This window comes from Klenkia sp. AC732 (assembly GCF_979256525.1).
Genome location: NZ_CEEDOS010000054.1, coordinates 1 through 24442, shown reverse-complemented (window position 1 = coordinate 24442; position 24442 = coordinate 1). Strand labels below are relative to the sequence as shown.

Below are 24442 nucleotides of genomic sequence, written 5' to 3'. Positions count from 1 at the left end.
ACCTCCTCCCCCGTCCCGACCGCACCGCCGGCGCCCGCCGTCCGCCGGGTCCCGCTGGCCGTGGCCGCCGCGCTGGCCGTCGCACTGACGGCGTGGGTGGGCAGCCAGCACGGTGCGCAGCGCACCGTCCTGCTGCTGCTGGGGCTCGGGCTGGGTGCGGCGCTGTTCCACTCCCGGTTCGGGTTCACCTCGGCCTGGCGCCAGCTGGTCGCGGTCGGCAACGGCAGCGGACTGCGGGCGCACACCCTCCTGCTGGGGACGACGGCGACGCTCTTCGCGCTGGTGCTGGGCACCGGCACGGGCCTGTTCGGCGAGACACCGGGACCCTCCGCCGGGACGCTGGGTGTCGGCCTGGTGGCCGGGGCCGCGTTGTTCGGCGTCGGCATGCAGCTCGGTGGCGCCTGCGCGTCCGGCACGCTGTTCGCCGTCGGTTCCGGGCAGTCCTCGGTGCTGCTGACCCTGGCGGGCTTCATCACCGGCACGGTGCTCTACGCCTGGGCGTTCCCGCTGGTCGACGACCTGCCGGCCTTCCCCGCCCTCGTGCTGTCCGAGCACATCGGCTGGGCCGGGTCGTGGGCGGTGACGATCACGCTGCTGGCCCTCGTCTGGCTGGTCGCGACCGCCGTCCAGCGGCGCCGCGTGCCCCCGCCCACCGAGCCCCCACCGACCGCCACCGGGGCCGCCCGGGTGCTGCGCGGGTCGTGGCCGCTGTGGGTCGGCGCGCTGGTGCTGTCGGTGCTGGGCGCCGGGGTGCTGCTGGTGTCCGGCGGGGCGTGGGGCATCACCAGCGCCTTCACCCTGTGGGGCTCCAAGTTGCTGCAGCTGGTCGGGCTGCACCCCGAGGAGTGGCTGTACTGGTCGGGGTCCCGGGCCGGTCAGCTGGCCGCCCCGGTGCTCACCGACACGGTCTCGCTGACCGACATCGGCATCATGGTCGGCGCCGCGCTGGCATCGGCGGCCGGTGGCGCGTGGGTGCTGCACCGCGGCATCCCGGCCCGCACCGCGGCCGCCGCGGTCCTCGGCGGCGTCCTGATGGGCATCGGGGCCCGGCTGGCCAGCGGCTGCAACATCGGCGCCTACCTGGCCGGCATCGCCTCGGGCAGCGCGTCGGGTTGGGTCTGGGGCATCGCCGCCCTCGGCGGCACCTGGGTCGGGCTGCGCGCCCGGCGGGCGTTCGGCCTCGGCGTCCCCGCCCCGCGCGACAGCGTCTGCTGACCCCGGCATGCTCGGGCGGTGAGCACCCCCCGGCACGGCCGCTACGGCTACAGCGCGCTCCCCGACCGCCCGGTCTACGACTGGCCCGGCGGGAAGCGGCTGGCCGTCTACCTGGGGCTGAACCTGGAGACCTTCGACTTCGGGTCCGGCCGCGGCGCCCAGCTGGCACCCGGCGGCGGGGACCCCGACGTCCTCAACTACGCCTGGCGGGACTGGGGCAACCGGGTCGGTGCCTGGCGGCTGCTGGAGACCCTGGACGCGCTCTGCCTGCCCACCAGCGTGATCGCCAACAGCCGGGTGTTCACCGACTGCCCCGGCCTGGTCGAGGCGTTCCTGGCCCGCGGTGACGAGCTCGTCGGGCACGGCCGCACCAACGCCGAGCGGCAGGCCGACCTCACCGAGGACGACGAGCGCGCGCTGATCGCCGAGGTGACCGCGGAGCTCACCGCCCGCGCCGGGCACCCCCCGGCCGGCTGGCTCGGCCCGTGGATCTCCCAGAGCGACGTCACCCCGGACCTGCTGGCCGAGGCCGGTTACTCCTACCTGCTGGACTGGTCGCACGACGACCAGCCCACCTGGTTCGCCACCCGCGGGGGCGGGCGTGTGCTGTCGGTGCCCTACCCGCAGGAGCTCAACGACATCCCGGCCGTCGTCGCGCGGCAGGTGTCGGGACCGGAGTTCGCCGACATGGTGGTCGCCACCTTCGACGAGATGCTGGAGCAGTCCCGCAGCGCGCCGCTGGTCATGGGCATCGCACTGCACCCCTACGTGGTGGGCCAGCCGCACCGGCTGCGGCCACTGCGGGCGGCCCTGCAGCACGTCGCTGCCCACCGGGACGACGTCTGGCTGACCACCGCCGGCGCGATCGCCCGGCACGCCGCCTCGCCCGACCCCGCGACGTGACCCGGCGGGCGGCCCGCACAGCCCGGCCGGGCCGCTGACCAGGGTCTGGACACACCCCCGGAACACGAACGCGACACCATGGACGGGTGACCGTGAGCGACGAGACCGCCCCGGCCCCCGGGCCGCTCCCCCTGGCCGGCTACACCGTCGCGGTCACCGCGGCGCGCCGCTCGGAGGAGCTGGCCGCACTGCTGGACCGCCGCGGTGCCCGGGTCGTCAGCGCCCCGGCGATCCGGATCGTCCCGCTGTCCGACGACGCCGAGCTGGTCGCCGCCACCCGCGAGGTGCTCCGCGCCCCGGTGGACCTCGTCGTCGCCACCACCGGGGTGGGGTTCCGCGGCTGGCTGGAGGCCGCCGACGCCTGGGACCTGCCGCTGGTCGAGCACCTGACCGGGGCCCGGGTGATGGCCCGCGGCCCCAAGGCGCGGGGCGCGATCCGCGGTGGCGGGCTCGTCGACGCCTGGTCCCCGGAGTCCGAGAGCTCCGCCGAGGTGCTCGAGCACCTGCTCTCCGGCGCCGAGGGCCCGCTGGAGGGACGGCGGATCGCCGTCCAGCTGCACGGGGACCCGCTGCCGGACCTGGTGACCGGGCTGGGCGAGGCCGGCGCCGTCGTCCTGAAGGTGCCGGTGTACCGCTGGGTGCTGCCCGAGGACACCGCGCCGCTGCGCCGGCTGGTGCACGCCATCGCCGCCCGGTCCGTCGACGCCGTCACCTTCACCTCCGCCCCGGCCGCCGCCAGCCTGCTGCAGGTCGCCGCCGAGGAGGGCGTCCGCTCCGGGGTGCTCGCCGGGTTCGCGGACGGCGTCCTGGCCGTGGCCGTGGGCGTGGTGACCGCCGGGCCGCTGGAGGCCGCCGGGATCGCCACCGTGCAGCCCGAGCGGGCCCGGCTGGGCGCGCTGGCCCGCGAGGTCGTGGCCCGGCTGCCCGAGCGCGACCCGGTGCTGCGCTGCGGCGGGCACGACCTGCAGGTGCGCGGCCACGCCGCGGTCGTCGACGGCCGCCTCGTCGAGCTGGCCCCGGCGCCGATGGCGGTGCTGCGCTCGCTGGCCCGCCGTCCCGGTGCCGTCGTGTCCCGCCCGGACCTGCTCACCGAGCTGTCGGGCGGGACCGACGCGCACGCCGTCGAGATGGCCGTGACCCGCCTGCGGGCCGCGCTCGGCGCACCGGTCGTGGAGACCGTCGTCAAGCGCGGCTACCGCCTGGCGGTGTGATCGAGCGCTGTCACCAGGCGCGGTGTGATCAGACGCGGTGTGATCAGACGCGGACCGTCGTCCCCGGGCGCAGGTAGACCGCCCACGTGACGGCGACGCAGACCAGGTAGAAGGCGATGAAGACCAGGTAGGCGCTGTCTCCGGTGCCGGTGGTCAGGAACGACTGCCGGAACGCCAGGTTGACCAGCACCCCACCGAAGGCACCGACCGCGCCGGCGATGCCGATGACGGCGCCGGACATCCGCAGGGCGTACCGGTCGGCGACGACGGTGTCCTCCCCGGCGGCGACCCGGTCCATGGCCTGCACCCGGAAGACGGCCGGGATCATCTTGTAGGTCGAGCCGTTACCCAGGCCGCTGAGCACGAACAGCAGCACGAAGCCGACGACGAACAGCGGCAGGGACCCCACCTTGCTGGCCACGAAGACCACCAGCGCGCCGCCCGCCATGGCCACGAAGTTGCCCATCGTGATCCGGGCGCCGCCGAACCGGTCGGCCAGCTTCCCGCCGACCGGTCGGATCAACGACCCGAGCAGCGGGCCGAGCCAGGTCAGCGAGGCCGCGGCCAGCGGGGTGGCGAAGGAGTCGGCGAACTGGTTGGTCAGCACCTGGCCGAAGGCGAAGCTGAAGCCGATGAAGGAGCCGAAGGTGCCGATGTAGAGGAAGGACATCACCCAGGTGTGCCGCTCGCGGGCGGCGTCGCGCAGTGCCCGCGGCTGGTTGGACATCGTGGTCAGGTTGTCCATCACCAGGGCCGCACCGACCGCGGCCAGCACGATGAAGGGCACGTAGACCAGCAGGACGACGCGGGGGTGCTCGGCACCGACGGTGGCCAGCACCAGCAGCCCGACCAGCTGGATGACCGGCACGCCCAGGTTGCCGCCGCCGGCGTTGAGGCCCAGCGCCCAGCCCTTCTCCCGCTCGGGGTAGAAGGCGTTGATGTTGGTCATGGAGCTGGCGAAGTTGCCGCCGCCGACGCCGGCCAGGCAGGCCACCAGCAGCAGGGTCGAGTAGCTGACGCCCGGTTCCAGCACGAGCGCGGTGACCACCGTCGGCACCAGCAGCAGCGCCGCGGAGACGATCGTCCAGTTCCGGCCGCCGAACCGGGCGACCGCGAAGGTGTAGGGCAACCGGACGAAGGCGCCGAGCGCGGTGGGCAGGGCGGTCAGCAGGAACTTCTGCGCCGCGACCTCCGGGGGCTCGCCGGTGAAGGTGCCGGCGGCCAGGTAGGCCGGGCCGAGGAAGAGCACCACCACCGACCACAGGCTCCAGATCGAGAAGCCGATGTGCTCGCTGAACACCGAGAACCACAGGTTGCGGCGGGCGACCCGCTTGCCGGTGGCGGCCCAGAACTGCGGGTCCTCCGGGCGCCAGTCGTCGATCCACCGACCGCCGAAGCGACCACGGTGGGTCGTCGGCGGCACGGGGACCGGGTCGGAGGTGGTGGGGGTGACGTCGGTGCCTGCGGCCATGGGCAGACCCTGGCGGTCCCCGGTGACCCGGCCGTTGCCCGCGCGGGAGACCTGTGTTCCGTTCCCCGCACGGGTGGTGACCCGACGTGGTGAGGACCTGGACACGCGGGGCTGCGGTCCGCGCTGCGGGACAGGATGATCACGGCGTGACGGACGCCAGCACTGCCCCGGGCCGCGCGCTCATCGAGTCCGGGTTCGCGATCGCCGGGTCGATGACCGGCCCGGCGGCGACCGTCGTCTACTCCCCCGCGGACGCCGCGATGCAGCTGGACGACCGGTTCTCCGCGTGCCTGCGCGAGCTGGCCGACGACCTAGCCGAGGGTGCGCTGCCCCGCCGGGAGCGCGGCCGGGCCGGCGCCGCGCTGGCCTTCGCCGTCGAGCACGGGGTGACGCTGTCCCACCGGGACCGCCGGGTGCGCACGGACGGCTTCTTCACCGAGCGCGCCGGTGGCCGGGTCGCCGCCCGCGAGGTGGGCGAGGCCGTGCTGCTGGCCGCCCGCGCGTCCGCCGACGAGCGCCGGGTCCGACACCTGGGCTGCCTGCTGGCCGAGGTGGTCACCTCCCCCGACGTCGACGCCGCTCTCGCCGACCGCACGCTGCGCACCGTCGAGCGGCTGAGCTGGCGGCAGCTCGCGCTGCTGGCCGCGGTCGGCCGCCGTGAGCGGCACCCGCTGCCGCTCACCCCGCTGCCGACCGACCCCCGCGCCTGGACGACGTGGGGCGCGCTGGAGGACCTGGTCGAGCTGCAGCAGGCCGGTCTGCTGGACCCACCGGTCGCCGTTCCCCGCCCGGGCGGCTCGGCCGTGCCCCGGCTGCGCCCGGCCGACCTGCGGCTGACCCGCCGCGGGGTGCTGGTGCACCGGCTGCTGGCCCTGGACTTCGTCCGCGCCGACGACGTCACCGCCGCGCTGACCGCGCTGGCCTGACAGCTGGTCACCGTCACCCGATGAGCTGGTCGGCGACGGTGCGTCGGGTGCTCGATGCCGACCGGCCGCTCGGCCAACGGGTCGCTGCCCTCCACTCACTCCTCGCGAACCACCACGCGCCGCTCGGCTTCCTCGCCACCCGCGCGGCGCTGCGGTCACGCGTGGGGGCGACCGGCCGTCGGTGGCGGGAGACCGAGCTGCTGCGAGCGCTCGAACACGTCGAGGCGTCCCGGGCGGCACACCTCGAGCGGGTCGCGGAGGTGGCGGCGCGCCGGAGGGTGGAGAAGGCCGCGGGACGACGGCAGCCATCGGCCGCCGACACCCGGGTCCTGGAGGAGCCGCGGTGGACGCCGGCGGCCGCCGTGATCGACATCGGCGCGGTCCTCCGTCAGGTGGTCGACGAGGTCTTCGGGCCCGAGGTGCTGCGGGACCACCGGGAGCCGGACCGGCACACCCATCAGGTGGTGCTCACCTCCGCGGACGGCGCACGGCACGCCGGTCTGCAGGTCTCCGACGAGGTCGTGGAGGTGTGGGTGTTCGACGACCTCGACGCCTCCGCGATGTCCTTCGAGTACGACGACGTCGAGGCGCACAAGGCCGACGCGGTCCGTCAGATGGCCCGGGTGGCGCGGGCCTACCTCGACGGGGCGTTCACGATCCGGCACCGCCGGAGCCTGCTCCGCCGTCGGCTCCGCCCCGTCGTGGAGGTGCACGCCGACGGTCGGGTCTGGACGCTGCGCCGGGCGGTCTTCTCGCGCTGAGTGGTCAGACCTCGACGACGAGGTCGCCGTCCTGCTCGCGGACGGCGTAGACCGGCAGCGGGGCGGCGCCGGTGGTGGGGGTGCCGTCCCAGCGCCAGGCGTTGAGGTGCAGCGGGCAGACGACCACGCGGGCGTCGGACTGGCCGTCGGCGATCGGGCCGCCGGCGTGCGGGCAGGACGCGGCGACCGCGCGCAGCGACCCGTCCCGCAGCCGGAAGACCGCCACCGAGGCGTCGCCGACGGTGAACGCCCGGCCCTCCCCCACCGGCACCTCGTCCACCCGCCCGACGACGTGGGACTGCAGGGCCGTGGTCATCGGACCGGCACCTGCGGCAGCACGGTCAGCGGCAGCGACGTGCGGAACTGCCCGGGGGACGACGGCGTCGCCAGGTCCTGGGCCCACGGGTCGGTGTAGGCGTCGATCGAGCGCTGGATGCCGGCGTCCAGGTCGGCGCAGATGCCCTCGGCGTCCTCGAGCAGGGTCTCCTTGACCCGGTCCAGGCCCCAGCGGGGCACGAAGTCGTAGGTGCGCTCGAGCCAGTTGCCGTTCTCCCGGTACAGCTGCAGGAAGCGGCCGACCAGGGTCATCACCTCCTCGGTCGAGGTGACGGTGGCCAGCAGGTCGCCCTTGCGCACCGAGGCACCGGCGGCGCCGCCGACGTAGACCTCCCACCGGCCGGCCCCGACCGCGACGACGCCGACGTCCTTGACGTAGGCCTCGGCGCAGTTCCGCGGGCAACCGACCACGGCCATCTTGATCTTGGCCGGGCTCTCCACGCCCTGGAAGCGGGTCTCCAGGTCGATGCCCAGCTGGGTGGAGTCGTCCAGGCCGAACCGGCAGAAGTCGCTGCCCACGCAGGTCTTCACCGTGCGCATCGACTTGCCGTAGGCGTAGCCCGACGGCATGCCCAGGTCGGCCCACATCTTCGGCAGGTCCTCCTTGCGGACGCCGAGCAGGTCGATCCGCTGGCCGCCGGTCACCTTGACCATCGGCACCTCGTACTTCTCCGCGACGTCGGCGATCTTGCGCAGCTGGGCCGGCGTGGTCACCCCGCCCTTCATCTGCGGGACGACGGAGAACGTGCCGTCGCGCTGGATGTTGGCGTGCACCCGGTCGTTGACGAACTTGGCGTCGGGCTCGTCGACGTACTCGCTGCCCCACACCATCCGCAGCAGGCTGACCAGACCCATCTTGGACTTCGCGTCGTCGGCGCCGCCGGGCGCCAGCCGCTCGAAGACGGCGGACACGCTGCGCAGGTCCTCCGAGCGGATGGCCGCGATCAGCTCCGACTTCGGCATCGGCACCCCCGGCACGTACCAGGACGCGGACTCCTCGACCGTCAGCTCGCCGTCGGCGGCCCACTCGATGATCTTCTGCACCAGGCCCTTGCAGGAACCGCAGCCCTTGCCGGCCCGGGTGGCGTCCATGACCTTCGGCAGCGAGGTGCAGCCCTCGGCGACCGCGCCGCAGATGGCGCCCTTGGAGACCCCGTTGCAGTTGCAGACCTGGGAGTCCGCGGGCATCTCGGCGACGCCCACCTCGGCGTCGCCGTCGGACAGGTCGACCAGCAGCCGGATCCGCTCGGGCGGCAGCGGCGTCCCGCGGTCGAAGGCCTGGGTCAGGAAGGCGACCTTGCGGGTGTCGCCGACCAACGTCGCGCCGATCAGCAGGTCGTCGCGGACGACGACGGACAGGTACACCCCGCGCTTGGGCTCGGAGATGACCAGGAACTCGTCGGAGTCCCGCTCGGGGGTGCTGACCCCCATGACGGCGACGTCGACCCCGGCGACCTTGAGCTTGGTCGCCGTCCGGGAGCCGGTGTAGGCGGCGTCGGGGTCCGTGCCGGTGAGCCGGTCGGCCAGCACGGTGGCGTGCTCCCAGGCCGGGGCCACCAGGCCGTAGACGGTGCCGCGGTGCTGGGCGCACTCGCCGATCGCGTAGACGTCGGGCACGTCGGTGGCCAGGTGGTCGTCGACCAGGACCGCCCGCTCGACCTCGATGCCGGACCGGACGGCGACGTCGGTGTGCGGGCGGACGCCGGCCGCGACGACGAGCAGGTCGCAGTCCAGCCGCCGGCCGTCCTTGAGCAGCACCCCGGCGACCCGGTCGGTGCCCTGCACCCGGGCCGAGAGCACCTCGGTGGCCATCGCGCCGGTGTGCACCGTGATGCCCAGCTCCTCGACGCTGCGCCGCACCACCCCGCCGGCCTCGACGTCGAGCTGGGCGTTCATCAGCCAGCCCATCGCGTGCACGAGCTCGACCTCCATGCCCTGCGCCTGCAGGGCGCGGGCGGCCTCCAGCCCGAGCAGCCCGCCGCCCATGACGACGGCCTTCCGGTGGGTGCGCGAGGCGGCCAGCATCTGCCGGGTCTCGTCGATGGTGCGGAACCCGACGACGCCGTCGAGCAGCGACCCGTCGGCGGTGCGGACGCCGGTCATCGGCGGGATGAAGGAGTGGCTGCCGGTGGCCAGCACCAGGTGGTCGTAGGGCGTGGCGGTGCCGTCGGCGGCGTGCACGACCTTGGCCGCGGTGTCGATGCGCTCGACCCGGACGCCGGCGCGCAGGTCGACGTCCCGCTCGGCGTACCAGTCGTGGCTGTTGAGGACGATGTCGGCCTCGTCGGCCTCCCCGGCCAGCACCGGGGACAGCATGATCCGGTTGTAGTTGCCGTGCGGCTCGTCGCCGAAGACGGTGAGGGCGAAGTGCTCGCCGCCGTCCCGGTCCAGGACCTCCTCGACGAACCGCGCCCCGGCCATGCCGTTGCCGACCACGACGACCCGGGCCCGGGTGTCGGTCTCGTCGAAGGCCAGGGTCGTGAGCCCGGCGGGGCGGCCACCCAGGACCGCGTTCTCCAGGACCGTCATCAGACCTCCACCAGCCCGAGGTCGACGACCAGCTCGCCGGTGACGCCCTCGGGGGCGGCCACGTGCAGGGTGACGACGCTGCCGCCGGGCAGGTCCTCCACGACCCGCAGCGGCACGTGCACGTCGCCCTTGGCCCCGATCGGGAACCAGCGCACCGGCTCGCCGTCGCGCACCAGCAGCACGTAGACCAGCTCGGCGGTGGAGTTGCCGCCGCGGAAGTACAGCGCCTGGGCGCTGGCCCCGGAGGGGACGGTGTAGGTCAGGGCCGGGTCGACCGGGCCGGGCTTGGTCAGGCCCTCCCCGACGATCGGGAAGACGCCCTGCAGGAACCTCGGGGTGCTCTTCACGGCTGTGGTTCTCCTCCGGGACGGGGTGAGCGGGGTGCGGGGTGCGGTCTCGAGGACGAGGGGCACGGGCTGGGACGTGGGGGCGGGCACCTGCTCGACGGGTCCGCCCACGCGGGCGACGGCGACGGCGCAGGTCTTGAAGGCCGGCATGCGGCTGATCGGGTCCAGGGCCGCGTCGGTGAGCGCGTTGGCGCTGGACCCGCCGCCCCAGTGGAAGGGCGCGAAGACGACGTCGGGCCGGATCGCGTCGGTGACGGTGGCGGTGAACCGGGCCGCCCCGCGCCGGGTGGTCAGCTCGACCACGTCGTCGTGGGCGATGCCCAGTCGGGCGGCCAGGTCGGGGTGCAGCTCGGCCCGCGGGGCCGGGGCGACCAGCTGCAGGCTGCGGCTGCGCCGGCTCTGGGTGCCCGACTGGTACTGCGCCATCACCCGGCCGGTGGTGAGCACGTAGGGGTAGGCGTCGTCCGGGGTCTCGTGGGCGTCGGTGTGGTCGACGGGGACGAAGCGGGCCCGGCCGTCCGGCGTCGGGAAGCGGTCGAGGAACAACCGCGGGGTGCCGGGGTGGTCGGGGGTCGGGCAGGGCCAGAAGACGCCCTGCTCGGCGTCCACCCGCTCCCAGGTGATGCCGGCGTAGTCGGCCTTGCCGCCGGCGCTGGCCCGGCCGAGCTCGGCGAACACGGTCTGCGGGTCGGCGCTGAAGTGCGCGCCCGCGCCGAGCCGGTCGGCCAGGTCGGCCAGCAGGGCCAGGTCGTCGTGCGCCTCGCCGGGCGGGTCCAGGGCCTTGCGGCGGCGGATGACCCGGCCCTCCAGGTTGGTCATCGTGCCGTCCTCCTCGGCCCACATGGCGCTGGGCAGGACGACGTCGGCGAGCTCGGCGGTCTCGGAGAGGAAGAAGTCGCTGACGGCGAGGAAGTCCAGGTCGCCCAGCCGGCGCACCACCCGGCGGGCGTCGGGCGCCGACACCGCGACGTTGCTGGCGAGCACCAGCAGGGTGCGCACCTCCCGGCCCAGGGCGTCCAGCAGCTCGAAGGCGCTCTTGCCGGGCTGCGGCAGGGAGTCGGGGTCGACCCCCCAGACGCCGGCGACGTGTGCCCGGGCCACGGGGTCGGCGAGCATCCGGTAGCCGGGCAGCTGGTCGGCCTTCTGGCCGTGCTCGCGCCCGCCCTGTCCGTTGCCCTGGCCGGTGACGGTGCCCCAGCCGCTGCCCGGTCGGCCGACCAGGCCCAGCGCGAGGGCCAGGTTGATCCACGCCTGGGCGGTGTCGGTGCCGTTGCGGTGCTGCTCGGCGCCGCGGGCGGTCAGCACCACCGCGTTCTCGGCCCGGGCCAGAGCCAGGACCGTGCGGCGCTGGTCGGCCACCGACACCCCGGTCAGCCGCTCCACCCGGTCGGGCCAGTACGCCTGCACCCCGGCGCGGACGGCGTCCCAGCCGGTGGTGCGGGCGGCGACGTACTGCTCGTCGACCAGGCCGTCGGTGATCGCGATGTGCAGCAGGCCGTTGGCCAGCGCCAGATCGGTGCCCGGCAGGGCCTGCAGGTGCAGCTCCGCGGCGCGGGCGGTCGCCGTCCGGCGGGGGTCGACGACGAAGAGCCGGCCGCCGCGCTCGCGGGAGGCGTCCAGGTACTGCATCGCCGGGGGCATGGTGTCGGCCGGGTTGCTGCCCACCAGCAGCAGTGCGTCGGCGTCGCCGATGTCGGCCAGCGGGAACGGCAGTCCCCGGTCCAGTCCGAACGCCCGGTTGGCCGCGCCAGCCGCCGAGGACATGCAGAACCGGCCGTTGTAGTCGATCTGAGAGGTGCGCAGCGCCACCCGGGCGAACTTCCCGAACTGGTAGGCCTGCTCGTTGGTCAGCCCGCCACCGCCGAAGCAGCCGACGGCGTCCCGGCCGTGCGCGGCCTGGGTGCGGCCGATCGCGGCGGCCACCAGGTCGAGGGCGGCGTCCCAGCTGGTCTCCACGAACGCCGAGGTCCGGTCGCCGGGGACGGCGCGGACCAGCGGACGGGTCAACCGCTCCGGGTGGTCCAGCAGCTCGGGCGCCGACCAGCCCTTGGAGCACAGCCCGCCGCGGTTGGTCGGGAAGTCCGCCGGCACCAGGGTGGCCGGTCGGTCCCCCGCCGTCATCGTCACCCCGCACTGCAGCGCGCAGTACGGGCAGTGGGTCTGCGTCGTCCGGGTGCGGGACGGCGCGGAGGTGGTCACGGGGGGAGCCTGCGGGCCGCCCGTGTCGGGGTGGAGACCACCGCGTCAAGGTCGCGTTCCGGGGACCTCACCGGTGTCGGGGGACGGTCGTGCGCTCCCCCGTCCTGGGGATCGTGCCTGGTCCAGGCCGTGCCGATGACCAGGAGGACAGCACCGCCGCACCCCGAGGAGCCACACCGTGACCGCCACCGAGGACCTCGTCGTCCGCAACCGCAGCTGGGCCGCCGCCCAGGCACCGGCCGACCTGCCGATCGAGCCGCGGCTGCGGGTGGCCGTGGTGACGTGCATGGACTCCCGGCTGGACCTCTTCGACGTGCTGGGGCTGGCTCCGGGCGAGGCGCACGTGCTGCGCAACGCCGGCGGCGTCGTCACCGACGACGTGGTGCGGTCCCTGGCGATCTCCCAGCGCCGGCTGGGCACCGTCGAGGTCGTGCTGGTGCACCACACCGACTGCGGCATGCAGAAGATCACCGACGACGGGTTCCGCGCCGAGCTGCTGGCCGACTCCGGGGTCGCGCCGTCCTTCGCGATCGAGTCCTTCACCGACCTGGAGGCCGACGTCGCCCAGTCGGTCCGCCGGCTGCGGCGCTCGGCCTTCCTGCTCCACCCGGAGGCGGTGCGCGGCTTCGTGCACGACGTGGCGACCCACGAACTGCGCGAGGTGGCCGTCCCCGGCCGCGGGGACCGCCGGGTGGCCCGTCCGGGCCGGGTGCACCTCGCCGCCTCCTGACCCGCACACCCCACCGGGCAGCATGGCCGGCGTGGCGCGCTCCCGCTACGACACCCGTGACACCGACGCCTGGGCCGCGGAGGACCTGGCCGCGGCCGAGGGACTGATCGCGGCCGGTCCGGTGTTCGGCGACTGGCCAGGCCCCGGACCGGCCGTGCTGGACGTCCGGCACGAGGCCACCGGGACGTTCCTGGGCACCCGGACCGTGCTGACCCGGGTGCACCTGCCCGACGAGCCCGCGCCCTCGGCCGAGGAGGCACCGATGCCGCCGATGGGCTGCACGTCGCTGGTCCGCGACGAGAAGCGGGCGGTGGTCGTCGACGGCGCGGTGGCCCGACTGTGGGCCCGCGGTGCCGACGGCGAGCCCGGGTGGTGGCCCGGGTCACCCGAGGCGTTCGAGTGGCACTGAGCCGGGCTCAGTCCAGGGTGCCGCGCTGCTTCTTGAGCTGACCGCGTTGCTTCTTCGCGGTGATCCGCCGCTCCTTGGACCCCCGCGTCGGCTTGGTCTTGCGCCGCGGCGGGGCCGGCGGCGCCAGCGCCTGGCCGATCGCCATCGCCATCCGGGCGCGGGCGGCCTCCCGGTTGCGCAGCTGCTGCCGGTGCTCGGACGCCGCGATCGTGAGCACGCCGTCGACCAGCCGGGACCCCAACCGCTCCGCGAGCCGGGCCTGCTGGTGCTCGGTGAGCCCCGGGACCTCCAGCACCCGCACCGACAGCTCCACCCGGCTGTCGGCGGTGTTGACGCCCTGCCCGCCCGGCCCGGAGGACCGGCTGAACCGCCAGCCCAGCATCGCCGCGGGCACCGTCAGCCGGGCGGTGACCGGGAGGTCGCCGGAGGCGTCGTCGGTGGGCACGGGACCATCCTCCCGTGTCCCCGACCCTCGCCGCCGCACTGTCCACCGGTCCCGTCGTCCTGGACGGGGGGCTGTCCACCGAGCTGGAGTCCCGCGGGCACGACGTGACCAGCGCGCTGTGGTCGGCCCGGCTGCTGCGCGACGACCCGGGCGCGATCCGGGACGCGCACGCCGCGTTCGCCGCGGCCGGCGCCCAGGTGGCGACGACGGCGAGCTACCAGGCCACGGTGCCGGGCTTCGCCGCCGCCGGCATCGACGCCGACGAGGCCCGGGCGCTCATCGCCCGCTCGGTGCAGCTGGCCCGCGAAGGGGCGCCCGAGGGCTGGGTGGCCGGGTCGGTGGGCCCGTACGGGGCGTACCTGGCCGACGGCTCGGAGTACACCGGCGCGTACGTCGACGAGGTGACGGTCGAGGAGCTCCGTGCCTTCCACCGGCCCCGGCTGCAGGCCCTGGCCGAGGCCGGGGTGGACGTGCTGGCCTGCGAGACGCTGCCCGCCGCGGCCGAGGTGGAGGCACTGCTGGCCGAGGTCACCGCGCTCGACGTCCCCGCGTGGTTCTCGGTGTCGGCGGTGACCGGGGCCGGCGGCGTGGCCCGCACCCGGCGCGGGGAGCTGCTGTCCGACGTGCTGGGCATGGTGCGCGGGGTGGACCAGGTGGTCGCCGTGGGCGTCAACTGCACCGACCCGGCCGCCGTCGTCCCGGCGGTGGTGTGGGCGCGGGTGGCCAGCGGCAAGCCGGTGGTGGTCTACCCCAACAGCGGCGAGACCTGGGACGCCGACGCCCGGGCGTGGACGGGCACGCCCGGGGTCGGTGACGTCTCCGCGTGGCTGTCCGCGGGCGCCCGGCTGGTCGGCGGCTGCTGCCGGGTCCGGCCGGCCGACATCGCCGAGGTCGCCGCAGCGGTGCGCGCCGGCTAGAGGATCGGGTTGCCCCCGGTGACGGCCACCCGGGCACCGGAGACGTAGCTGGCCTCGTCACTGGCCAGCAGCACGTACACCGGTGCGAGCTCGGCGGGCTGGGCGGCGCGGCCCATCGGCACCTGCTCGCCGAAGGACTCCACCTCCTCCGCCGGCATGGTCGAGGGGATCAGCGGCGTCCACACCGGGCCGGGCGCGACGCTGTTGGCCCGGATGCCCTTCTCCGCGTACAGCTGGGCCAGGCTGGCGGTGAAGTTGGCGATGCCGGCCTTGGTCATCGCGTAGACGGCCAGCGTCGGGCTGGGCATGTCGGAGTTCACCGACGAGCTGTTGATGATCGACCCGCCCGCGCCCATGTGCGCCACGGCGTCCTTGGACAGGGTGAACATCGCCCCCAGGTTCAGTGCGACGGTGTGGTCGAACTCCTCGTCGGGGGTCTCCTCCAGGGACTCCCGGGTCATCTGGAAGGCCGCGTTGTTGACCAGCACGTCGATCCTGCCGAACTCCTCGACCGCCTTCGGGACGACGGTCTTGGCGTGCGCGCGGTCGGCGAGGTCGCCGCGGACCAGCACACAGCGGCGGCCGGCCTCCTCCACCCACCGGGCGGTGTCGCGGGCGTCGTCGTCCTCGTCGAGGTAGGCGATGAGGACGTCGGCGCCCTCCCGGGCGAAGGCGATCGCCACGGCGCGGCCGATGCCGCTGTCGCCCCCGGTGACGACGGCGGCCTTGCCGGTGAGCCGGCCGGAGCCGCGGTAGCTCTCCTCACCGTGGTCGGGCTGGGGGTCCATCTGCCCCAGCGTCCCGGGCGGGGTCTGCTGCTGGGCGGGCTGGCTGTCGGGACGGGGCTCGCTCACGGGGTCCTCCTGTGCTGCGGTGCTGCCGGCGCGCTGGTCTCGCGTCGTGCGGGGCGGCTACCCGGGGTCCCGTCGTCCGAACGCGGGGGCGTTGGCGTGGAGGAGTCGGCGTGGAGGAGTTGGCGTGGGGGAGTTGGCGCGGGAACGTCTGGGCCGTAGGGGACGCTGTTCCCCACGATGACGCTCTCCCCCGCTGACGAACCGGCCACCGCACTGCCCTCCGACACCGCCGTCCCACTGCTGGACGACGGTGCCGACCTGCTGGACCTGCTGGACCTGGGCACCGACCCCGACGGGCTCTTCGAGCGGTTCGCCGGCTGGGCCGCCCGCTCGGGCACCGTGCTGTACCCGGCGCAGGAGGAGGCGCTGATCGAGCTGGTCAGCGGGGCCAACGTGGTGCTGGCGACCCCCACCGGGTCGGGCAAGTCGCTGGTGGCCACCGGGGCGCTGTTCGCGGCGCTGGCCGCCGACCGGGTCAGCTTCTACACCGCACCGATCAAGGCACTGGTCAGCGAGAAGTTCTTCGCGCTGTGCGGGGTCTTCGGCGCGGAGAACGTCGGCATGCTCACCGGGGACGCCTCGGTCAACGCCTCGGCCCCGATCATCGCGTGCACCGCGGAGGTGCTGGCCAACATCGCCCTGCGCGAGGGCGCCGGCGCCGACATCGGCCTCGTCGTCATGGACGAGTTCCACTTCTACGGCGACGTCGACCGCGGCTGGGCCTGGCAGGTCCCGCTCATCGAGCTGCCGGAGGCGCAGTTCCTGCTGATGTCGGCCACGCTGGGCGACACCACCGAGCTGCGCGCGGACCTCACCCGGCGGACCGGGCGGGACACCGCGCTGGTCGCCAACGCCGAGCGCCCGGTCCCGCTGACGCACTACTACGCCACCACCCCGATGCACGAGACGATCCAGGAGCTGCTGGACACCCGGCAGGCCCCGGTCTACGTCGTGCACTTCACCCAGGCCTCGGCCCTGGAGCGGGCCCAGGCGCTGATGAGCGTCAACGTCTCCACCAAGGAGCAGAAGCAGGCCATCGCCGACCTGATCGGCGGGTTCCGGTTCTCCAGCGCCTTCGGGACGACGCTGTCCCGGCTGGTGCGCCACGGCATCGGCGTGCACCACGCCGGGATGCTGCCCAAGTACCGGCGGTTGGTGGAGCAGCTGGCCCAGGCCGGTCTGCTCAAGGTCATCTGCGGCACCGACACCCTGGGCGTGGGCATCAACGTGCCGATCCGCACCGTGGTGTTCTCCGCGCTGAGCAAGTACGACGGCACCCGGACCCGGTTGCTCAACGCCCGCGAGTTCCACCAGATCGCCGGGCGCGCCGGCCGGGCCGGCTTCGACACCGCGGGCACGGTCGTCGTCCAGGCGCCCGAGCACGAGGTGGAGAACCTCAAGCAGTTCGCCAAGGTCGCCGACGACCCCAAGAAGCGTCGCAAGCTGGTCCGCCGCAAGGCCCCCGAGGGCATGGTGCCGTGGAGCGAGGCCACCCAGCAGCGGCTGGTGACCGCCGAGCCCGAGCCGCTGAGCAGCCACCTGCGGGTCTCCACCAGCATGCTGCTCAACGTGCTGGCCCGCCCGGGCGACCCGGTCGCGGCGATGCGGCACCTGCTCACCGACAACCACGAGCCGCGCAAGCGCCAGCTGCGGCTGGTCCGCGAGGCCATCGGCATCACCCGCGGGCTGCTGACCGCCGGGGTGGTCGAGCGGCTCGAGGTCCCCGAGCCCGACGGACGGCGCTACCGGCTGACCGTGGACCTGCCGCCGGACTTCGCGCTGAACCAGCCGCTGTCCACCTTCGCGCTGGCCGCGATCGGGCTGCTGGACCCCACGACCACCGACCCCTCGCCGTCGGTGCCGGACTCGACCGGGGCGACCACGTACGCCCTGGACGTCGTCTCGGTCATCGAGGCCACCCTGGACGACCCGCGGCAGATCCTGGCCGCCCAGCTGAACAAGGCCAAGGGCGCGGCCGTGGCGCAGATGAAGGCCGAGGGGATCGAGTACGAGGAGCGGATGGAGCTCCTCGAGGAGATCGCGTACCCCAAGCCGCTGGAGGAGCTGCTGGAGTACGCCTTCGAGACCTACCGGGCGGGCAACCCGTGGGCCGCGGACGCCCAGCTCTCGCCGAAGTCCGTCGTCCGGGACATGTGGGAGAAGGCGTTCACCTTCCGCGAGCTGGTCAACGAGTACCAGCTGACCCGCTCCGAGGGTGCGGTGCTGCGCTACCTGTCCGATGCGTTCAAGGCACTGCGCTCGGGGGTGCCCGCCGACGCCCGGACCGAGGACGTCACCGACATCGTCGAGTGGCTGGGCGAGCTGGTCCGGCAGGTCGACTCCTCGCTGCTGGACGAGTGGGAGGAGCTCACCAACCCCTCGGCGCCGCTGGACGCCCCGGTCGCCGTCCCGGCCCGGCCGCGGCCGGTCACCGGCAACGAGCGCGCGTTCACCGCGATGGTGCGCAACCAGCTCTTCCGCCGGGTCGAGCTGTGGGCCCGCCGCCGTTGGTACGACCTGGGGCAGCTCGACGCCGCCGCCGGCTGGGACGCCGACGCCTGGGGCGAGGTCGTGCAGGCCTACTTCGCCGAGCACGCCACCGTCGAGACCGGCGCCGACGCCCGCGGCCCGGCACTGCTGGTCATCGACAAGTCCGAGCCCGGCCTCTGGCGGGTGCGCCAGATCCTGGACGACCCGGCCGGTGACCACGACTGGGGCTTCGAGGTCGAGGTCGACCTGGAGGCCTCCGACGAGGAGGGGACGGCGGTCATCCGCCTGGTGGAGGCCGGCCGCAAGGACTGACCCGTTGACCGGGGCAACCGTGTGCCCGGTCACAGCGGGGTCCTGTGCGACGCTCGCGGCGATGCCGACGTGAGCGGGTGGGAGATGGTCGCGGTCGCCCTCGCCGGGCTGGCCGCGGGTTCCATCAACGCCGTCGTGGGGTCCGGCACGCTGGTGACCTTCCCGGTGCTGCTGGCCGTCGGGCTGCCCCCGGTGACCGCCACCGTGTCCAACTCCCTGGGCCTGGTGCCGGGCAACCTGACCGGCGCCATCGGCTACCGGCGGGAGCTGCGGGGGCAGCGCCGGCTGGTGCTGACGCTGCTGCCGGCCTCGGTGCTGGGCGCGCTGACCGGGGCGTTCCTGCTGCTGCACCTGCCCGCCTCCGCCTTCGAGGCCGTGGTGCCCGGCCTGGTCGCGCTCGCCGTCGTGCTGGTCGCGACCCAGCCGCTGCTGGCCCGGTGGCTGGCCCACCGCCGCACCGGCACCGGCCCCTCGCCCACCGACCGGGTCGGCCCCGGCCGCACCGCGGCGCTGTTCGGCAGCGCCTACGCCACCGGCACCTACGGCGGCTACTTCGCCGCCAGCCAGGGCGTGCTGCAGATCGGGCTCTTCGGCCTGCTGCTGCCGCACTCCCTGCAGCAGCTCAACGCGATCAAGAACGTGCTGACCCTGGGCGTGAACGCCGTCGCCGCGGTCACCTACGTCGTCGTCGCCACCGACCGGATCGACTGGCGGGCCGCGGGCCTGGTGGCCGCCGGCTCGCTGGTCGGCGGCTGGCTGGGCTCCCGCTACGGCCGGCGGCTGCCCTCGACGGTGCTGCGGACCGCGATCGTCGTCCTCGGGGTCGTCGCCATCGTGGTGCTGGTGACCCGGTGAGCGTCTGGCAGTGGCTCTTCCTGCTCGTCGCCGGCGTCGGCGGTGGGCTGACCGGCTCCATCGCCGGGATGGCCTCGCTGGTCAGCTACCCGGCGCTGCTGGCCACCGGCCTGCCCCCGGTGACGGCGAACGTGACCAACTCCGTCGCGCTGATCACCAACGCCCTGGGTGCCGCGAGTGCCTCCCGGGTCGAGCTGACCGGGCAGAAGAGCCGGGTCCTGCTGCTGGTCCCGGTCGCCGCGGTGGGTGGCGTCATCGGCGCGGTGCTGCTGCTGACCACCCCGGACGGCGTCTTCGAGAAGGTGGTGCCCTTCCTCATCGGGGCGGCCGCACTGGCGATCCTGGTGCAGCGCCCACCGCGGGAGCTGGCCGTCGAGGGCGCCGTCGCGCAGGCCCACCGCCCGCGCCGGCACACCTGGGGGCTGGCCGCGGCGACCTGCGCGGTGGGCGTCTACGGCGGCTACTTCGGTGCGGCCGCCGGCGTGCTGATGCTGGCGCTGCTGCTGCTGGCCACCGGGGAGACCGTGCCGCGCGGCAACGCGCTGCGCAACGTCGTCGTCGGGTCGGCCAACGGGATCGCGGCGCTGGGCTACGCGGTCTTCGCCGACATCGCCTGGTGGTCGGCGCTGCCGCTGGCGATCGGGCTCTTCGTCGGCGGGCGGCTGGGGCCGCGGGTGGTCCGCCGGGTCAACGGCACGGTGCTGCGCCGGGTGATCGCCGTCGTCGGCCTGGGTCTGGCCCTCCAGCTGGGGTTCCAGGCCTTCGGCTGAGCCCGGGGCCGTGTCAGGCGGAGGCGGTCAGGGCGGTGATCGCGGCGGTCGTCGTCGTGACGCGCGCCAGCAGCGGGAGGACCCGGCCCACGGCGAACTCGTGCATCGCGGCGTCCAGGCTGCTCATCGCGTCCTCCACCACGACCACGGCGTACCCGTGCTCGTGGGCGGCGCGCGCGGTGGACTCGACGCCCAGGTTCGTCGTCAGCCCGGCCAGCACGACGGTGTCGACCCCGCGGGCACGCAGCTCGGCGTCCAGGCCGGTGCCGTGGAAGGCGCCCCAGGTGTGCTTCACGACGGTCAGGTCACCGAGGGGCCGCAGCTCGTCGACGACGTCGCCCATCGTCGGCTGCGGACCGCCCCCGACGTCCACCGGCTGCCCGGCGCCCTCCCGGGGCTCCGTCCGCACCAGCACGACCGTGCCGCCCGCCGCCCGGAACGCCTCGGCCAGCTGGAGCGCGTTCTCGATGACCGTGTCGGCCGGGTGCGGGGCGACGTCGCGGCCGACCAGTCCGCGTTGCAGGTCGACGACGACCAGCGCGGTGCGGCCGGGGGCCAGGGACGGGACGGGCACGGGGCCTCCAGGGACGGCGGTCGGGACGCCGGTCAGGCTGTCACGGACCGACCCGGCGGAACGGCCCCGGACCGTCAACGGGCGACGTACGCCGCCAGCAACAGCACGAAGCCGGCCGAGCCGACCAGGAAGCGCGCCGGGGTCAGCCCGTTGAGCAGGCCGGCCACGACCTCGGCCGACTGCGCGCCGACGCTGCGCCGGCGGACCCGCACCTCGTCGGCGAAGAGCACCCCGCCGGCACCCAGCAGCGCCAGGCCCAGGCACAGGAACACCGAGGCCAGCCGCTGGGCGAACGACAGGTCCACCGGCGCGAGACCGACCAGGACGACGACGAGGCCGACCACGAGGCCCAGCACGGCGCCGGCGACCGGTGCCCACGGTCCCATCCGGACGAAGGACACCCGGGGCTGCACCGAGGCCGCCCGGCGCGGGGGCGGCCCGGGCACCGGTGCGGTCGGCAGGGGTGGGGCGGCGGGGTCGTAGGGCGGCTCGGCGGTCTCCCCCACGGCGGGCGGGGGGGTCGGTGGGGAAGGGCGGCGCGGTCGGGAGCGGCCGCGGGGTCTGCTCGAGCGGTCGTTCGGTCATGGATGGCACCTCCGCGGCGACCGTAGGCGGGACCCCCGACACCCCCGGGAGGTCCGCCGGAGGGTCGGTCACCGGCGACTCCCGCACGGGACGTCGGTGCGGGGCGCGCCCGCCCGGTGACCCAGCGTGCAGCTCAGGCCGAGCCCTTCGGGCGGGCACGGACGTGCACCCGTTCCCCCTGCTTGCTGAACAGCGCCAGCAGCTCCACCGGCCGGTCGTCGGCGGCGCCGAACCAGTGCGGTGTGCGGGTGTCGAACTCCGCGACCTCGCCGCGCTTGAGCACCAGGTCGTGCTCGCCCAGCACCACCCGCAGTCGCCCGGACAGCACGTAGAGCCAGTCGTAGCCCTCGTGCACCTTCTGCTCCGGCTCCGCCCGCGGCTCCCCCGGCCTGACCAGCAGCTTGTAGGCCTGCAGCCCGCCGGGCTGGTTCGACAGCGGCCACATGACCATGCCGTGCTGCTCGACGGGCGCCGAGCGCACCCGCGGGTCGCCCACCGGCGGTGCCCCGACCAGCTCGTCCAGGGCCACATCGTGCGCCCGGGCGATGGGCAGCAGGAGCTCCAGGGTGGGCTTGCGGCCACCGGACTCCAGCCGGGACAGCGTGCTCACCGAGATGCCGGTGGTCGCCGACAGCGAGGTCAGCGTCAGGTCCTTGCGCAGCCGCAGCGCCCGCAGCCGTGGGCCGACCCCGGCCAGCACGACGTCCAGGGCCGGTTCGGGGGTGCTCACCGCCCCAGCGTGCCAGAGCGGCAAGCACCGGTGCCGGGTCCCCGGGGCCACCACCCGCAGCCAGCGGTGGCCGTAGCCCTCCAGCGTCAGCTCGGCGCAGCCGTCGGCGTCCATCGCGGTGGTGCCGTCGACGAGCAGGTCGGCGAGCAGGTGCTCGGGCCCGCAGTCGGCCAGCTGCAACGGCACCGTCACCGGCTCCGCACCCAGGTTGTGCACCGCGACCAGGGCCCCGTCGTCCCAGGAGCACAGGTGCGCCAGGACGGCGCTGTGCGGCTGCTCGAGCACCTGGAAGTCGCCCCAGCCCAGCTCCGGGCACTCCCGCCGGCGGCTGATCAACCTCCGGAAGAACGACAACAGCGAGTCCGGGTCCTTGCGCTGGTCGGCGACGTTGACGAACTCCGGTGCATAGCCCCCCGTCACCACCGGGCCGGGCAGCTTGGCGGCCTTCGCCCGGGAGAACCCGCCGTTGGTGCCCGAGGTCCACTGCATCGGCGTGCGGACGGCGAGCCGGCTGCCCACCGACAGCTCCTCCCCCATCCCGATCTCCTCGCCGTAGAACAGCGTCGGGGTGCCGGGCAGGGAGAACAGCAGGCTGTAGACCATCCGGATGCGCCGCGGGTCGCCGTCCAGCATCGGCGGCAGCCGCCGGATCAGGCCGCGGTCGTAGATCTGCATCTCCGGCGCCGGACCGAACGCGGCGAAGACCTCCTGGCGCTCGTCCTCGGTCAGCTTGTCCAGGGTGAGCTCGTCGTGGTTGCGCACGAAGGTCGCCCACTGCGAGTCCGGGGACGTCGTCGGTCGGCCCTGCAGCGCGGTCACCAGTGGGCCGGCGTCACCGCGCGCCAGCGACAGGTAGGTGGCCTGCATGCCGATGAAGTCGAACTGCATGGTCAGCTCGTCGCCGTCGGTCCCGCCGTAGAACGCCAGCTGCTCCTCGAAGGGCAGGTTGACCTCGCCGAGCAGGATCCCGCCGTTGGTGCGGCGGTCCAGGAACGCCCGGATGTCGCGCAGGTAGGCGTGCGGGTCGGGCAGCCGGCCGGCCTCGCCGTCACCGTTGCCGGACGTGTCCAGCAGGAAGGGGACGGCGTCCATCCGGAAGCCGTCCAGGCCCAGCTGGGTCCAGAAGCCGACGATCTTGGCGATCTCGTCGCGGACCACCGGGTTCGTGACGTTGAGGTCGGGCTGGGACTTGTAGAACTGGTGCAGGTAGTACTCGCCGGTCTTCTCGTCCAGCTCCCAGATCGAGTCCTCCTGGTCGGGGAAGACCACCTGGTCGCTGGTGTCCGGCGGGGTGTCCGAGCGCCAGACGTACCAGTCGCGGTACGGGTTGTCCTTCGACTTCCGGGACTCCTTGAACCAGGGGTGTTGGTCGGAGGTGTGGTTGACGACCAGGTCGGCGATGACCCGCAGGCCCCGGTCGTGCGCGGTCCGGATGACCTCGACGACGTCGCCGTGGTTCCCCAGCCGGGGGTCCACGCCGTAGAAGTCGGTGATGTCGTACCCGTCGTCGCGCTCGGCGGTCGGGTAGAAGGGCATCAGCCACAGGCAGGTGACGCCGAGGTCGACCAGGTGGTCCAGCCGCTGCGCCAGGCCGGTGAAGTCACCGACCCCGTCGTCGTCCCAGTCCATGAACGTCTCGACGTCCAGGCAGTACAGGACCGCGTTCTTCCACCACAGGTCCGCGGTGTCGGTGATCCTCACGCCAGCACGGCCGGCTGGGGCTCCTGCTCGGGGCGGCGCGGCCCGGGCGGGCCGGGCGGGTCGATCGCCAGCGTCGGCTCGGGCGCCTCGACGTCCAGCTGCGGGAGCACGTGCTCACCGAACGCGTCCAGGAACGGCGTCTGGGTCTGCCCGACGTGGTGCAGCACGACCCGGTCGAAGCCCAGCTCGGCGTACTCGGCGATCCAGGCGGCGTGTTGCCCGAGGTCGGCGGAGACCCGCACGGCCTGGGCGACGTCCTCCCGGCTGACCAGGGCGGCGACCTGGTCGAAGCTCTTGGCACCCTCCAGCTCCCAGCACAGCGGCGGGGGCAGCACGTTGGAGCGCCACTGGTCGTAGGCGGTCTCCATGGCCTGGTCGGCGTCCGGGGCCCAGGACAGGTGCAGCTGCAGGGTGGCCGGGCCCTGGCCGCCGGCGTCGCGGTAGGCGGCGAGGACCTCGCGGAGCCGGTCGTGCGGCTGGTTGATGGTGATCAGGCCGTCGGCCCAGTCGGCGCCGCGGCGGGCGGTGTCCGGGGTGACGGCGGGGGCGATCAACGCGGGCTGCTGCTCGGGCAGGGTCCACAGCCGGGCCCGGTCGACGGTGACCAGCCCGTCGTGGGTGACCTCCTCACCGGCCAGCAGGGCGCGGATGACGTCGACGCACTCGCGCAGCCGGGCGTCGCGCTGCTCCTTGCGCAGCCACTTGCCGCCGGTGATGTGCTCGTTCATCAGCTGGCCGCTGCCCAGGGCGATCCAGAACCGGCCCGGGAACATCTGGTTCAGCGTCGCGATGCCCTGCGCGATGACCGCCGGGTGGTACCGCTGACCGGGGGCGTTGACGGCCCCGAAGGGCAGCGAGGTGGTGGCCATCGCGGCGCCGAGCCAGGCCCAGGCGAACCCGGACTGGCCCTGCCGGACGCTCCAGGGCTCGAAGTGGTCGGAGCACATGGCCGCGGTGAAGCCGACCTGCTCGGCGTGCTGGACGGCGGCGAGCAGGTCCCGCGGTGGGATCTGCTCGTGCGAGGCGTGGAAGCCGATCACGGTCATGGCGTCTGTCTATCGGCTGGTCTGGTTCCGGGCATCCCGGGTTGCGCCGCCCAACCAGCTGCCGGGCCCGTTCCCTCGTCGAGTGCGGAGTGGTGCCGGTCACCGGGCCCGGATGACCGGCACCAC

At 74.4% G+C, this 24442-nt stretch carries 21 protein-coding genes; 11 read left to right on the top strand and 10 right to left on the bottom strand.

Features of this window, described 5'->3' with window-relative positions; translation table 11 throughout:
* From AC0IVP_RS19790 to AC0IVP_RS19780, 3 genes are all read left to right on the top strand, one after another.
* Nucleotides 1–1215 (top strand): YeeE/YedE family protein (locus AC0IVP_RS19790; RefSeq protein ID WP_471758815.1); only part of this gene is annotated, 1215 nt, incomplete at its 5' end.
* Nucleotides 1216–1233: 18 nt separating this feature from the next.
* Entirely contained in the window at nt 1234–2118 is an 885-nt protein-coding gene (locus AC0IVP_RS19785; protein WP_471758813.1) for a polysaccharide deacetylase family protein, read from the top strand.
* A gap of 92 nt (nt 2119–2210) precedes the next feature.
* Nucleotides 2211–3329, top strand: coding sequence for a uroporphyrinogen-III synthase (locus tag AC0IVP_RS19780; protein ID WP_056291878.1), 1119 nt, complete (start codon nt 2211–2213; stop codon nt 3327–3329).
* A gap of 43 nt (nt 3330–3372) precedes the next feature.
* Here the strand turns inward: AC0IVP_RS19780 and AC0IVP_RS19775 are convergent, their stop codons facing one another.
* Complete coding sequence (locus tag AC0IVP_RS19775; protein ID WP_056291726.1) at nt 3373–4800, bottom strand: nitrate/nitrite transporter; 1428 nt, start codon at nt 4798–4800, stop codon at nt 3373–3375.
* A gap of 146 nt (nt 4801–4946) precedes the next feature.
* Here AC0IVP_RS19775 and AC0IVP_RS19770 point away from each other — a divergent pair, with 146 nt between their 5' ends.
* Entirely contained in the window at nt 4947–5726 is a 780-nt protein-coding gene (locus tag AC0IVP_RS19770; RefSeq protein ID WP_056291721.1) for a hypothetical protein, read from the top strand.
* Nucleotides 5727–5746: 20 nt separating this feature from the next.
* The gene (locus AC0IVP_RS19765) at nt 5747–6487 is read left to right on the top strand and encodes a hypothetical protein (protein ID WP_471758811.1); all 741 of its coding nucleotides are present in this window, start codon (nt 5747–5749) and stop codon (nt 6485–6487) included.
* A gap of 4 nt (nt 6488–6491) precedes the next feature.
* On the opposite strand, the gene AC0IVP_RS19760 is transcribed toward AC0IVP_RS19765, so the two are convergent.
* From AC0IVP_RS19760 to AC0IVP_RS19750, 3 genes are read right to left on the bottom strand one after another with little or no spacing between them, the layout of a single operon-like run.
* A complete protein-coding gene (locus AC0IVP_RS19760) occupies nt 6492–6803 on the bottom strand; it encodes a Rieske (2Fe-2S) protein (RefSeq protein WP_471758809.1) in 312 nt (103 codons plus the stop codon).
* Nucleotides 6800–9352, bottom strand: coding sequence for a nitrite reductase large subunit NirB (gene nirB, locus AC0IVP_RS19755; protein WP_082556668.1), 2553 nt, complete (start codon nt 9350–9352; stop codon nt 6800–6802). The genes AC0IVP_RS19760 and nirB overlap by 4 nt, the downstream gene beginning before the upstream one ends.
* Nucleotides 9352–11898 carry a molybdopterin oxidoreductase family protein gene (locus AC0IVP_RS19750; protein ID WP_056291711.1) on the bottom strand — a complete coding sequence of 849 codons (2547 nt, stop codon included), beginning with the start codon at nt 11896–11898 and terminating at the stop codon, nt 9352–9354. Before AC0IVP_RS19750 ends, nirB begins: the two co-directional genes overlap by 1 nt.
* Before the next feature lie 178 nt (nt 11899–12076).
* On the opposite strand from AC0IVP_RS19750, the gene AC0IVP_RS19745 reads away from it, so the two are divergent.
* Both AC0IVP_RS19745 and AC0IVP_RS19740 read left to right on the top strand, forming a co-directional pair.
* Nucleotides 12077–12628, top strand: coding sequence for a beta-class carbonic anhydrase (locus tag AC0IVP_RS19745; protein WP_471758807.1), 552 nt, complete (start codon nt 12077–12079; stop codon nt 12626–12628).
* A gap of 31 nt (nt 12629–12659) precedes the next feature.
* The gene (locus AC0IVP_RS19740) at nt 12660–13037 is read left to right on the top strand and encodes a hypothetical protein (protein WP_471758805.1); all 378 of its coding nucleotides are present in this window, start codon (nt 12660–12662) and stop codon (nt 13035–13037) included.
* Nucleotides 13038–13044: 7 nt separating this feature from the next.
* Here AC0IVP_RS19740 and arfB read toward each other — a convergent pair whose 3' ends face one another.
* On the bottom strand, nt 13045–13482 hold the full coding sequence (gene arfB, locus AC0IVP_RS19735) for an alternative ribosome rescue aminoacyl-tRNA hydrolase ArfB (protein WP_082556667.1): 438 nt from the start codon (nt 13480–13482) through the stop codon (nt 13045–13047).
* Between the two features lie 14 nt (nt 13483–13496).
* On the opposite strand from arfB, the gene mmuM reads away from it, so the two are divergent.
* Nucleotides 13497–14399 carry a homocysteine S-methyltransferase gene (gene mmuM, locus AC0IVP_RS19730; RefSeq protein WP_471758803.1) on the top strand — a complete coding sequence of 301 codons (903 nt, stop codon included), beginning with the start codon at nt 13497–13499 and terminating at the stop codon, nt 14397–14399.
* Here mmuM and AC0IVP_RS19725 read toward each other — a convergent pair.
* Nucleotides 14396–15253, bottom strand: coding sequence for an SDR family oxidoreductase (locus AC0IVP_RS19725; RefSeq protein WP_471758801.1), 858 nt, complete (start codon nt 15251–15253; stop codon nt 14396–14398). The genes mmuM and AC0IVP_RS19725 overlap by 4 nt on opposite strands.
* Before the next feature lie 177 nt (nt 15254–15430).
* On the opposite strand from AC0IVP_RS19725, the gene AC0IVP_RS19720 reads away from it, so the two are divergent.
* The 3 genes from AC0IVP_RS19720 to AC0IVP_RS19710 all read left to right on the top strand — a co-directional run bounded on the left by AC0IVP_RS19720 (nt 15431) and on the right by AC0IVP_RS19710 (nt 19680).
* Nucleotides 15431–18055: a DEAD/DEAH box helicase gene (locus AC0IVP_RS19720; RefSeq protein ID WP_471758799.1), complete on the top strand. Its 2625-nt coding sequence runs from the start codon at nt 15431–15433 to the stop codon at nt 18053–18055.
* A gap of 69 nt (nt 18056–18124) precedes the next feature.
* Nucleotides 18125–18910 (top strand): sulfite exporter TauE/SafE family protein, encoded by a 786-nt coding sequence (locus AC0IVP_RS19715; RefSeq protein WP_471758797.1) that lies wholly within the window; start codon nt 18125–18127, stop codon nt 18908–18910.
* Nucleotides 18907–19680, top strand: coding sequence for a sulfite exporter TauE/SafE family protein (locus AC0IVP_RS19710; protein WP_471758795.1), 774 nt, complete (start codon nt 18907–18909; stop codon nt 19678–19680). Before AC0IVP_RS19715 ends, AC0IVP_RS19710 begins: the two co-directional genes overlap by 4 nt.
* 13 nt (nt 19681–19693) lie before the next feature.
* Here the strand turns inward: AC0IVP_RS19710 and AC0IVP_RS19705 are convergent, their stop codons facing one another.
* The 4 genes from AC0IVP_RS19705 to AC0IVP_RS19690 all read right to left on the bottom strand — a co-directional run bounded on the left by AC0IVP_RS19705 (nt 19694) and on the right by AC0IVP_RS19690 (nt 24316).
* On the bottom strand, nt 19694–20254 hold the full coding sequence (locus AC0IVP_RS19705) for an isochorismatase family protein (protein ID WP_471758793.1): 561 nt from the start codon (nt 20252–20254) through the stop codon (nt 19694–19696).
* A 74-nt stretch (nt 20255–20328) separates the two neighbouring features.
* Nucleotides 20329–20760 carry a hypothetical protein gene (locus AC0IVP_RS19700; protein WP_471758791.1) on the bottom strand — a complete coding sequence of 144 codons (432 nt, stop codon included), beginning with the start codon at nt 20758–20760 and terminating at the stop codon, nt 20329–20331.
* Nucleotides 20761–20972: 212 nt separating this feature from the next.
* Entirely contained in the window at nt 20973–23270 is a 2298-nt protein-coding gene (locus AC0IVP_RS19695; RefSeq protein ID WP_471758789.1) for an alpha-amylase family glycosyl hydrolase, read from the bottom strand.
* Nucleotides 23267–24316: a TIGR03885 family FMN-dependent LLM class oxidoreductase gene (locus AC0IVP_RS19690; RefSeq protein ID WP_471758786.1), complete on the bottom strand. Its 1050-nt coding sequence runs from the start codon at nt 24314–24316 to the stop codon at nt 23267–23269. Before AC0IVP_RS19690 ends, AC0IVP_RS19695 begins: the two co-directional genes overlap by 4 nt.
* Nucleotides 24317–24442 lie beyond the last annotated feature (126 nt).